The sequence below is a fragment of the Rhizobium sp. 3T7 genome (assembly GCF_020166565.1).
In the GTDB taxonomy this organism is placed as follows: Bacteria; Pseudomonadota; Alphaproteobacteria; order Rhizobiales; family Rhizobiaceae; genus Rhizobium.
This window is the reverse complement of record NZ_JAIQXS010000021.1, coordinates 37,734-49,866: the sequence shown is the minus strand read 5'-3', so window position 1 is coordinate 49,866 and position 12,133 is coordinate 37,734. Positions and strand designations below refer to the sequence as shown.

8 protein-coding genes are annotated in these 12,133 nt (G+C 59.2%); 1 reads left to right on the top strand and 7 read right to left on the bottom strand.

Annotated features, from left to right (window positions below; all coding sequences use genetic code 11):
• Complete coding sequence (cyoB, locus tag K9B32_RS23505; protein ID WP_224566533.1) at positions 1-2,004, bottom strand: cytochrome o ubiquinol oxidase subunit I; 2,004 nt, start codon at positions 2,002-2,004, stop codon at positions 1-3.
• A 46-nt stretch (positions 2,005-2,050) separates the two neighbouring features.
• The gene (cyoA, locus tag K9B32_RS23500; RefSeq protein WP_224566531.1) at positions 2,051-3,226 is read right to left on the bottom strand and encodes a ubiquinol oxidase subunit II; all 1,176 of its coding nucleotides are present in this window, start codon (positions 3,224-3,226) and stop codon (positions 2,051-2,053) included.
• Between the two features lie 384 nt (positions 3,227-3,610).
• On the opposite strand from cyoA, the gene K9B32_RS23495 reads away from it, so the two are divergent.
• Entirely contained in the window at positions 3,611-4,942 is a 1,332-nt protein-coding gene (locus tag K9B32_RS23495) for an MFS transporter (RefSeq protein WP_224566529.1), read from the top strand.
• A gap of 73 nt (positions 4,943-5,015) precedes the next feature.
• Here the strand turns inward: K9B32_RS23495 and K9B32_RS23490 are convergent, their stop codons facing one another.
• The 5 genes from K9B32_RS23490 to K9B32_RS23470 form a co-directional block, all read right to left on the bottom strand.
• A complete protein-coding gene (locus K9B32_RS23490) occupies positions 5,016-5,486 on the bottom strand; it encodes a cyclic nucleotide-binding domain-containing protein (RefSeq protein WP_132588236.1) in 471 nt (156 codons plus the stop codon).
• 92 nt (positions 5,487-5,578) lie between these two features.
• Complete coding sequence (locus K9B32_RS23485) at positions 5,579-8,293, bottom strand: ABC transporter ATP-binding protein (protein ID WP_224566527.1); 2,715 nt, start codon at positions 8,291-8,293, stop codon at positions 5,579-5,581.
• A 195-nt stretch (positions 8,294-8,488) separates the two neighbouring features.
• The gene (locus K9B32_RS23480; RefSeq protein WP_224566525.1) at positions 8,489-9,622 is read right to left on the bottom strand and encodes a glycosyltransferase family protein; all 1,134 of its coding nucleotides are present in this window, start codon (positions 9,620-9,622) and stop codon (positions 8,489-8,491) included.
• Complete coding sequence (locus K9B32_RS23475; RefSeq protein ID WP_411969744.1) at positions 9,619-10,881, bottom strand: glycosyltransferase; 1,263 nt, start codon at positions 10,879-10,881, stop codon at positions 9,619-9,621. Before K9B32_RS23475 ends, K9B32_RS23480 begins: the two co-directional genes overlap by 4 nt.
• Positions 10,878-12,086, bottom strand: coding sequence for a glycosyltransferase family protein (locus K9B32_RS23470; RefSeq protein WP_224566523.1), 1,209 nt, complete (start codon positions 12,084-12,086; stop codon positions 10,878-10,880). Before K9B32_RS23470 ends, K9B32_RS23475 begins: the two co-directional genes overlap by 4 nt.
• Between the last annotated feature and the right edge of the window lie 47 nt (positions 12,087-12,133).

Below are 12,133 nucleotides of genomic sequence, written 5' to 3'. Positions count from 1 at the left end.
TTACACCTGCTCGGCAAGCAGTGCCGTGCGCTTGCCTTCCGTTTCCGTGACTTCCTCGGCGGGAATGTAGAAGTCGCGCTTGTAGTTGAAGGTATGGCCGATCGCGACCGCAAGCATGGCGACGAACGACAGGATGGCGAGCCACCACATGTACCAGATGAGGCCGAAAGCCAGCCCGATGCTGAGTGCGCCAAGGATGACACCGGTTCCGGTGTTCTTCGGCATGTGGATCGGCTTGAAGCCTTCCAGCGGGCGGGCATAGCCGCGCCCCTTCATGTCGTACCAGGAATCATGGTCGTGGACGACAGGTGTGAAGGCGAAGTTGTAGTCCGGCGGCGGCGAGGACGTCGACCATTCCAGCGTGCGACCATCCCAGGGATCGCCCGTCGTATCCCGCAACTCCTCGCGCTTGAAGAAGCTGACGACGAGTTGGATGATGAACGAGGCGATGCCGATCGCGATCAGGACGGCGCCAAAGGCTGCGATGATGAACCAGATCTGCAAGGACGGATCCTCGAACTGCGACACACGACGCGTCACGCCCATAAGGCCGAGCACGTAGAGCGGCATGAAGGCGAAGTAGAAGCCGATCAGCCAGAACCAGAAGGACATCTTGCCCCAGAACGGATCGAGCTTATAGCCGAACGCCTTCGGGAACCAATAGGTGACGCCCGCCATCAGTCCGAACACCACGCCGCCGATGATGACGTTGTGGAAGTGGGCGATCAGGAAGAGCGAATTGTGCAAGACGAAGTCGGCCGGGGGAACCGCCAGGAGGACGCCGGTCATGCCACCGATGACAAAGGTCACCATGAAGCCGATCGTCCATAGCATCGGTACTTCATAGCGGATGCGGCCGCGATACATCGTAAACAGCCAGTTGAACATCTTTGCCCCTGTCGGGATCGAGATGATCATCGTCGTGATGCCGAAGAAGGAGTTGACGCTTGCGCCCGAACCCATCGTGAAGAAGTGGTGCAGCCAGACGAGGTAGGACAGGATCATGATCACGCAGGTGGCGTAGACCATCGAGGCGTAACCGAAGAGGCGCTTGCCGCAGAAGGTGGCAACAACCTCCGAGAAGATGCCGAACGCCGGCAGCACCAGGATGTAGACCTCCGGGTGACCCCAGATCCAGATGAGGTTGACATACATCATCGGATTGCCGCCGAGGTCATTCGTGAAGAAGTTCGTGCCGGCATAGCGGTCGAGCGACAGGAGCGCCAGCGTCGCCGTCAGGATCGGGAAGGTCGCGACGATTAAGATGTTGGTGCAGAGCGCCGTCCAGGTGAAGACCGGCATCTTCATGAAGCTCATGCCGGGTGCACGCATCTTGACGATGGTCGCAATCAGGTTGATCCCTGACAGGGTCGTGCCGATACCTGCCACCTGCAAGCCCCAGATGTAGTAATCGACGCCGACGCCCGGACTATAGTCGGATCCCGACAGCGGCGGATAGGCAAGCCAACCGGTCTGCGCGAATTCGCCGACGAAAAGCGAGATCATGATGATGATCGCGCCCGCCGTCGTCATCCAGAACGAGAAATTGTTCAGGAACGGGAAGGATACGTCTCGCGCGCCGATCTGCAGCGGCACCACAAGGTTCATCAAGCCCGTGACGAACGGCATCGCCATGAAGAAGATCATGATGACGCCATGCGCCGTGAAGACCTGGTCGTAGTGATGCGGCGGCAGGTAGCCACCCGATCCGTTGAAGGCAATCGCCTGCTGGAGGCGCATCATGATTGCGTCGGAGAAGCCGCGCAGCAGCATGATGAGCGCAAGGATGACGTACATGATGCCGATCTTCTTGTGATCGACGCTCGTCAGCCACTCGCGCCAGAGGTAACCCCAGAGCTTGAAATAGGTAACAACACCCAGAAGCGCGATGCCACCTAGCGCGACGGCCGCGAAGGTCACGACCAGGATCGGCTCGTGATAGGGGATCGATTCTAGGGTCAACCGACCGAAGATGAACTTCAGGAGGTCAGGATTGGAAAACATGGATGAACCCGTTCATTGATGTCGTATCGACGCAAAGCGCCAGGTCTTAGTTGCTGTTTGATTGCGCAGGCGTCGTCTCGCCGCCGGTTTTGCTGTCCATGCCGGGCATCGCGTGACCGTCATGTTGCATTCCCGGCATGTTCTGCATGTCGTTGGTCTCGTTGGTGCCGTTCGTAGCGTCTGCCGGCTTGGCTTCGATGGCATCGTGGCTTTCGCCCGCAGACGCCCCGTGTTCACCGCCGGTCTGATCGGCGTGACGGTCGTCGTAGCGCAGCTTCTCGCGATTTTCGGCGCTTTCCTTGCCGCCGCCACCCATCATGTCGATGTGCATCATTTCGTTCATGCACATCTTGCCGGGTGCCGCGCACATGTTGAGAATTGCATTGAAGAGATCCTTGTCGACCGACGAGAAGTAGCGCACCGGCTCCCTCTCACTCGGCCGCTCGAGCTTCAGATAGGTGTCCCGGTTCAGTGCCGTGCCCTTTTCCTTGACCTGCGCCACCCACTGATCGAAGCCCTGCTGGTTTACGCCATGGAACTTGAAGCGCATGTGCGAGAAGCCGGCGCCGCTGTAGTTGGCCGAAAAGCCGTCAAAGACACCTTCCTTGTTGATGACGGCATGCAGCCTGGTCTCCATGCCGGGCATCGCATAGATCTGACCCGCAAGCGCAGGCACGTAGAAGGAGTTCATGACCGACGAGGAGGTGATCCTGAAACTGATCGGAACGTCGACAGGCGCTGCCATTTCGTTGACGGTCGCAATGCCGAGTTCGGGATAGAAGAACAGCCATTTCCAGTCGAGCGCGACGACTTCGACGGTCAGCGGTTTGGTATCGGCCGGGATGGCGCGCTCAGCGTCAATCCGATCGAGAGGACGAAAGGGGTCGAGCTTGTGCGTGCTGATCCAGGTGATGGCCCCAAGTGCGATGATGATCGCCAATGGCGCTGACCAGATGACCACTTCGAGACGTGTGGAATGGTGCCATTCCGGATCATAAGTGGCGGCCGCATTGGAACGGCGATAGCGCCAGGCAAACAGCAGCGTCAGGAAAATCACCGGAACGATGATCAGCAGCATCAAAACCGTCGACACAATGATCAGGTCGCGTTGCTGCATAGCGATATCGCCCGAAGGCGACATGACCACCAAATTGCATCCTGCCAGCGCCAAAAGCAGTGGCAGAACGAGGAGATGGCGGGAAAACTTTGGCAGTTTTTGCACGTCTCTATGCTCTTGTTGTTTCGTCCAAACCGCGACTAAAGCACTGTACCCGATAGCAACATGAGGTGTTTGGTCGCAGCGCAGCAGAAATGCCGCACTGCGGGATAAGGCACGTGGCGCAGGATGTCAAAATCCTGATGAAATTTCGAAGGATTTTCGCGCGCAACCCTTTTTGTACGGCTAATATATCCGCGAAGGCCAATCATGCCAGCCTTTTGCAGGCCGATTTCGCGGCACGGGCCGCGATTTTTCATCCACATCTGATTTTCGAGCAGTAAGATGAACTATTTACGTCGATCAGACTTGATAAGCGCAGTAGTTTGATCAAGATCGCTCGTGAGGCGCTTTGCCACACGGGGTGCCTCAATGAGGGAGGCATTTTTAATGGCGAGTACTACACACTACGGACCGTCGTCCACATCGATGGAACAGGATGCACGGCGAATTCATGCCGACAAGCCGGTGTCACCCGGCAGCATCGCGATCGGCGTCGTCATCGGACGCATGTCGGAATTCTTCGATTTCTTCGTCTATGGCCTGGCATCCGTGCTGGTCTTCCCTCAACTTATCTTTCCTTTCGCGCCGGATCGGCTGACGGCGACGCTCTATTCCTTTGCGATCTTTTCGCTGGCATTTCTGGCACGTCCGGTGGGATCTGTCGTGTTCATGACCATCGACCGCATCTACGGCCGCGGCGCCAAGCTGACGATCGCATTGTTTCTGCTCGGTGGTTCGACTGCCTCGATCGCATTCCTGCCCGGTTATAACGAGATCGGCGTCTGGTCGATCGCCTTGCTGGCGCTGTTCCGGCTCGGCCAGGGTTTTGCGCTCGGCGGAGCATGGGATGGCCTCGCCTCGCTGCTGGCACTCAACGCGCCTCCAAATCACCGTGGCTGGTATGCGATGATCCCCCAGCTCGGCGCCCCCATCGGCTTTGCCCTGGCAAGCGCCCTGTTTGGATACTTCATCGCCAACCTTTCCGGCGAAGACTTCTTGAGCTGGGGCTGGCGATATCCGTTCTTCGTCGCCTTTGCCATCAACGTCGTTGCGTTGTTTGCACGGTTGCGTCTCGTAATGACGCCGGATTTTGGCTCTGCGCTGGAGCAGCATGAGCTGGAAGCCGCACCGATCCGAGACGTGCTGCGGGTGCATGGACGCGATATCCTGCTCGGCGCCTTCGTACCGCTCGCAAGCTTTGCGATGTTCCACCTCGTGACGATCTTCCCGCTTGGCTGGGTCTATCTTTACGGAACCCACGCGATCGGCGCGTTCATGGTGGTGCAGATGGTCGGTGCCGTGGTCGGTCTCGTCGCGATCGTCGTCTCTGGAATGATTGCCGATCGCATCGGTCGGCGCGCCCAGCTGGCGATCTGCGCGGTCCTCATCGCGATCTTCAGCTTCGTCGGTCCGATGCTGATGGCCGCCGGCTCCGAGGGACAGGAGGCTTTCGTCATCATCGGCTTCGGCGTCCTCGGCCTGTCCTTTGGCCAGGCGACCGGCTCGATCTCATCGCGGTTTGGCAGAGGCTACCGATACACCGGCGCTGCCTTCACCTCCGACCTGGCCTGGCTCGTCGGTGCGGGCTTTGCACCATTGGTCGCGCTGACCCTGTCCAGCCGCTTCGGTTTGGCTTTCGTTGGCTACTACCTGCTGTCGGGCGCCATCTGCACGCTCGCTGCTCTGGCCTTCAGCAGGGCGCTCGAACAGCGCGACTAATCTCGCAAAACGACAAAGGGCCCGCCTCACGATCGTGGAGCGGGCCCTTTGCTTTCCGGAGAAGGTGAAATCGTTACATTGCCGCTGCCTGCGGCTGTTTTGCGGCGCGCGCGGCCGTGAGCTCCGCCGTCGTATGGTTAAGGCGGTCGGCCAGCACGCGCATGATCTCAACGGCCATTTCAGGGAAATCACTGAGCAATTTCAGGAAGTGTTCCTTGCTGATGCGCAGAACTTCCAAGGGCGACGTGGCGCGAACTGTCGCGGTACGGGAAACATCGCACAGAATGGCGATCTCGCCGACGATTGAGTTGGGCTCCACATCGGCGACCTTGATATCACCGGCGGAGGAGTGGACAAGAATGTCGGCGGTACCAGATAAGACGACATAGGCGGCATCGCCCGGATCCCCCTGATGGAAGAGGTCCTGACCGATATTGTATGTCATTCGATCGGAAGTGAAGGCCAACAGCTTGAGTTTCGCAGGCGCAATCCTCGAGAAGATCGGCACCCGCCGCAGCATTTCGACTTCGTCTCTCAGCAGCATAAACCTACTACCCCCTGCCGCGCTGTTCGGTGCGCGGCGCTAGACCGTGGCACCTCTCAAGGGGCGCCATCTTACTGTCCCCCCATAGAGTATTACGATAACAGTTCCTTGAACATACCGTTTTGCTCGGAGAGCTCCGGAAAGTTGCCGGCTTCGGCCAAGGCACCCCTGTCGAAGAGCAGGATTCGATCAAAGATTTCGGCCAGTTTCGCGTTAGACAGCACCCAGATGATGGCGGGCTTTTCGCCTTCCCTGTGCAACCCTTCCACAACGTTGTGCGTGATCTGATCCTGCACTCGCTGGTCGAGGGCCGATAACGGCCTGTTGAAAACGAAATAGTCCGAGCGCTTGAGGAGCGCGCGAGCAAGATTGAGCTTCTGCCGCTGCACCATGGTCAGGCGCTTGCCGCCAGAGCCGACGTCGAACTCGAGCCCGATCGACAAGACGTCATCGAAGAGTTCGAGCGAGTCGAACAGTTCGCCCATGATGGCCCGAATGCGGTCGGATGCGTCGGCCTGTTGATAGGCAATGCGCCCGAACAGGACATTGTCCATCAAGCTTGCAGAAGAGATGAAATGCTCAGGATCGTATCGCTCGATCACGGCGGCGAGATCATCCGGAATGTTCTCATGGAACTGTTTGCGGGCACTGACGATCTTGTCCATCAGCTCGCCCGTCAAGAGACCAAAACGATGCCTGGGCTCGATATAGGCAAAGCTCAACCGAATAATCGCGGAGCGTTCCTCGGGGGCCGCGTCGTCGAAGCGTCGGCTTTGCAGCTTCTGCAACAGTGCCTGATAGGTCGGAATGTCATCCGCCGTCATGAAGGTCAGCTGCTGGAAGAACGGGTGATCTGGCGGCAGATCGTGGAAGAGTTCGACTGCGTTCTCCGCGATCTCCAAGCCCATGGCGTAAAGATCGTTGCTGAGGCCGGTTTCCCTAAAGAGCGTCTGAAAATACGGATGCGCCGCCAGACGACGATTGTTCATCATCGGTCGTTTCATCGCCCCGAAGAGCAGGTTTTCACCAACGGTGGCCTGAGGATTGTAGGTATCGAAATCGAACGGCACGACGATGTTGCCAAGTTCAATGTCCCGCATGCGCTGGCGCAGCGCCGTTCGCAGATCGACGATGTGGTCGGCGAGCGCGACATGCACGTTCGTGTTGACCGTTGATCGCAGTGCCAGGTCGAGGATGTCCTGTGAAATCAGGACCGCATCGAGCACCGGACGGATCGCCGTCAGGATATCCTCCGGGCCGGTCGCGCCGGCAGCCTGATAGTCCACCCAGTCGCTGTTGATATCCATCGTCGGGTTACCCGCCTTGACGGCCTCCTCAGCATGCCACTTGGCCTCTTGAGCCTCCTTGCCGTCATATTTCGGCTCTCGCAGGGGAGCGTGTTTCAAGCCGTAAAGGAGATTGTCCCGCAGCGTTCCGTGGAAAAAGTAGCTGTCGGCAGAGGCATAGGAGATGCGCCGGCCGGTAATGGATTCAGGCAGGTCAAGAAGGTCCTTGCCGTCGATGGTGACACGGCCGGAATCCGGCCACACCAGGCGCCCGAGTGCCTCCGCGAAGGCTTCGGCGCCGCTGGCATTTGGGCCCACCACGGCGACTGTTTCGTTCGGCTTGATCTCGACCGAAACGTGATCGACCAGCCGCGCGCCGCTGTCGTCGCTGACGGTCAGGTTGGTAATCACCAGCGGGGCCGTCAGCGCTCCGATCGCTTCTGGCGAAATGTCCTGGATCTTGCCGTCGATCAGTGGCTCGACATTGAACTGCTCGTAAACCTGCTGGTACTTGACCTGCACGTCCTGGCGCATCTGATCCCAGTCGATCAGTTCCTTGAGCGGCCCGGGCAGATCCTTATAGGCACTGATGACGGCGACGAGCTGGCCGATATCCAGTCGGCCCTGGAGCGCGAGATAGCCGCCGATTGCGTAAAAGAGAAACGGTGTAACCTGGGCAAGGAAGTTGTTCAGGAATTTAACCAAGAACTTCCACTGATAGAGGTCATATCGGATCGAGAAAATCAGCCCGAGCCGGGTGGCGATATCGGCGCGTTCAAAATTCGATGTGTCGTTGCCGTGGATCGTGCCTATGCCATCGACGATTTCGCCGACACGACCGGACAGCTCGCGGGCCGTGAGCTGGCGTTGGCGACCAAGCTCAAGCAGGCGCTTTCTCATGCGCGGGATCACGACCGCCTGTACGCCGACAATAGCCGCGGCAATCATCCCGAGCCAGAAATTCTGAATGATGATGAAGGCGAGCGCCGTCAGCGCCTGACCGCCGAGCAGGGCAGGCGAAACGAAGGCATCACCGGTGAAGCCACCCATCGGTTCGACTTCATCCTTGATCATCGTGGCGATCTCAGCTGACTTGACGCGCTTGAAATGCGACGGTGGGAACCGCAAGACGCGGTCGATCAGCTCGAAGCGGATGCGTCGCAGCATCCGCTCGCCAAGCCGTCCCTTGTAGGTATTGATGTAGAATTTGAAGAGGCCGTTGAGGACCACGAGCGCAAGAAAGACGAGGCTCAGCCCCATCAGCATCTGCAGCCGGTCAAGCTGGACACCCTTGAAGAACTCGACTTCGCCGATCACGGGTAACGTGTAGACGAGGCGCATGAAGGTTTGCGTTGCGCCTTGGCCCTCGAAGCCCGAGCCCTGAATCGGTCCGTTGACGATCTGCTTCGGCAGGTCGAAGGACAGAAAATAGGGGATCATCGAGACTGCAACGACTGTTAGGATCCAGAGCTGCTGCAGCCGCGTGTTCGACCAGATGTAACGCGCGAGGCTTTTTTCCATTGCTAACCGTCAGTTGCCTGGGAAATCTGGGGGCAGTGAACCTGCGGCAAGACAAAGAGGAATGCCGAAAACAGGACCATGCAACCGGACCGCCGGATCTCATAATGAAAACAAGGCGAATCGGCTTGCCGTTGTCATGCCGATTCTCGCCGGGGTGTTGTTTATATCACATCACTTTCGCAAAGTGCGAGGGTTTCAGCCAGTCATTGAACGAATGATTGCCGCTGTTTTCTCCGCCCCCTCCAGATCCAGCGGCACCAAGGCTGCACGCGGCGTCGCAAGTGCCATGCTGACGGCGTCGGCAACGATCTCCGGCGTCAGGCCGGCCTCCGGCAGGATGTCTGCAAGCCCAAGCGCCTTCAGCCGCTCGGCGCGAACCGTCTGCTCCGTCTCTCCCCCGGCAACGAATGGGATGAGGATCGCCCTGCAGTCCGTCTGCAACAGATCGCCAACGGTATTGTAACCCGCCTGCGAGATGGAAACACGTGCGCCGCGCAGCAGCGAGGGAAAGTCCTTCCGGAAGCGAGCGAGCGTAACATTCGCAGGCCTTGCGTTCACCAGGCCGGCGAAATCATCCTCCGGAAGGTTCGGCCCGCTGATAAGCAGCCACTGCAGGTTCGCCGGCAGCATGGCAGCGGCTGCATTGGCGGCGCGAAGCAGTTCGAGGCCGACGGCTCCGCCGCCTGCGGACGCTATAACATCGAAGGTCTCCTCCGGCGCAGCCGAGCGCGCAGCAGCCACCATGCCGGTATAGTGAATTTTGGATGCGATCTCGGAAGTCAGAGGAAAGGTATCTTCCAAACGAACGAAGTTGGGATCCCCGTGGACGAGGACACCATCAAAATGGTTCCGGACCAGTGCGACTGTCTCTTCGTCGCGCCCCGGCTTGCGGTTTTGCTGCAGGATATCGCGCACCGAGGCGAACAGTTTCGGCCTTGGATGCGCTTCCTTGATAGCATCAAGGAGCGGAAGCAGCTCGAAACGCATCTGCCGGCGGCCAAAGGGAAACGCTTCAATGATCACGACATCGGGCGCGCAATCGCGAAAGGCGGAAAGCAACAGATCGCGACGCCGGCTTAGGAACGCCTCGTCCGCGGCAACGCCATTGCCGTCGGCAAGCCCTGAGAAACCTGCATTGCTCGCCACGACTGGCGGCAGTGCCACCGTCCTGATGCCTTCTCCGGGGAAACCGGGGACCGGTAGACCGCCGGTGACGACGGTGACGTCGAACCCGTCGCGAACGAGCGCACTAGCGATGCGGCTTGCCCGGGCGATGTGGCCGATGCCAAGCAAATGCTGAACGTAGAAAAAGACGCGGGGCATGTTCATGAGGCTTTCTGCCATTCCTCTTCAAACAGCCGGCCAAGTTGATCGATGCTTGCCTCGTGATCGAAATGCTCACGCACCCGCCGTTCCGCGGCATCGCCGAGCCGCAGCCGCAAGGCAGGGTCCCGGATCATTTTCTCAAGCGCCCCCGCGAACGCCACAGGATCCTGCGGCGGAACCACCATTCCGTTCTCACCGTCGACAAGGAGTTCGGGCACGCCCGAAACCGAGGTCGAGACGCAAGGCAGGCGCTGGCTGGATGCCTCCACCAGCACATTCGGCAGGCCATCGCGATCGCCATCTGACGCAACCCGGCAGGCAAGCGCGAAAACATCGGCCCGGCGATAGTGGTCGAGCACGTCTTCCTGAGCGAGCGCGCCCTTCCAGCTGATCCGGTCCGTCAGGTTGAGTTCCGCAGCAAGAGCCTTCAGCTTCGGCAATTTGTCGCCGCCGCCGATATGCTCGAACCGCCAAATCAGGTCGCGGGGCAAAAGCGCAAGTGCTCTCAAAAGCGTTTCGTAGCCCTTCTTCTCCACTGCCCGCCCGACGCTGAGAATAAGCACAGGGTTGGCCGGATCGCTGCCATCACGGTGAGATCGCTCACCGCCGAAATGGGCGAAGCGCGCAAGGTCGAGGCCATGGTAGCTCAAATGCACCGCTTCCTTGCGAGGCGTCAGCGTGCGCATGTGTTCATAGCCGTTTCGTGTGCAGGTCACCGTCCAGCGTGCACTGCCGAGTTTTTCGTGCAGGTCCCAATCAGGCGATGTCCAGATATCCTTGGCATGGGCAGAGCAAGTCCAGGGCACGCCTGTCAGGATGCTCGCATACTCGGTTACCGAGGCTGGCGTGTGGATGAAATGCGCGTGCAACCATTCACCGTTGTCAGGCCACTCGCGGCCGAGCACCAGCGCTTGCCCCAAGCGTCTGAAGCGATTGCGGGAGACGTCACGCTGCAGGTCTTTCAGGAAGCGCTTCCATAGCGCCTTGATCCCCGGCTTGCGAAAGCTCGCAAAAAAGCCTTTGAGGACGCGGATCGGCTCCTCGTGTAGATACTCCGGCAGATAGATGACGCGTGCCCTGATCTCGTCGTGCACCGGATGCCGCTTCTTGTCGGTCGGGCGGCGCATCGAGATCAAGGTCAGGTCAAAGCCGGCCTTCTCCAGGCCGAGCAGCTCCTGGGCGATGAAGGTTTCCGAAAGGCGCGGGTAGCCTTTCAGCACGACGAGAATCTTACGACGGTGCAACAAAGTCTTGGCCTTCACTCGGCTCCGACGACGGACAGATGACGGCTACGGCCGTCCAGCCAATGACCGACGGTTTGCGAGATATGGTCCAGGCCTTTCAGTTGCAAGGTACAGCCACTCTTGGACGGCGGCAGGCGCTCCGGCAGTCGCTTCAGGGCTTCAGACATTACCGTTGGATTTGCGGACTGATCCGGCAGCAACATGTCGACAAGGCCGAGCTCGCTCGCCCGCTGGGCGCGCAAAAGCTGTTCTTCCCGTGGCTTCACCCGAGGGACAATGAGGGCAGGCTTGTCGAACGACAGAATTTCGCAATAGGTGTTGTAGCCACCCATGGCCACGACCCCCGTGGCGCCCACCATCAACTCTTCCATGTGATTGTCGAACTCGATGACCTCGATGTAAGGGATGCGCGACCCCTTGGCGACCAGCTTGGAGCGCTCGGCTGCAGGCATGTACGGGCCGAGGACCACGAGTGCCTTTTGTTGCAAGGTCGGATCATGTTCATAGGCGTTCATGACGTCGTGCACGAGATCAGACCCATCGCCGCCACCGCCGGTCGTGACCAAGATGTAGTTGTCAGAGCGCGCGTTGATCGAGGTCTTACTCGTGGAGACGCTGCGTTGCAGGAAGCCGACGAAATCCATTTTCCTGCGCACGCTTGCGGGAACATCGAGGCCGATCAGCGGATCGTAGAAATCCGGCGGACCGTAGACCCAGACCGAATCGTAATACTGGTCGATCTTCTGCATGATGCCGTTGCGCTTCCATTCGGCATCAAGCAGGTGCGGTGCATCCATGATCTCGCGCAAGCCAAGCACCAGAACGGTGCCGCGCGCCTTCAGATAGGCAAGTGTCTCCTCGACCTCACCCTTCAGCCCCATCGGCTCCTTGTCGACGATGAAAATGTCGGGCTGGAAGGTTTCGGCGGTGTGGCGAATACTCGACTCTCGCATTTTCAGCGTTTCATGCAGATCGATATGACCCGCCATCGAGGTGTATTCGCCGTTGCGGAGCTTGATCACGCTCGGAATCTTCACGAAGTCGACGCGTGCGCGGTAATCGAATGCGCCGGCAATCGTGGCTCCGGAGATGATGAGAATGTTAAGCCCGCGATAGTCCTCGACCAGTGCATGGGCGATTGCGCGGCAACGGCGCAAATGACCAAGCCCGAACGTGTCGTGGCTATACATGAGGATGCGGGCATCTTCCAGGCGCCGTGCCATGGGCACTCCTTCTGCGCTGTACATCATACTAGCACCGCCGGTTTCCG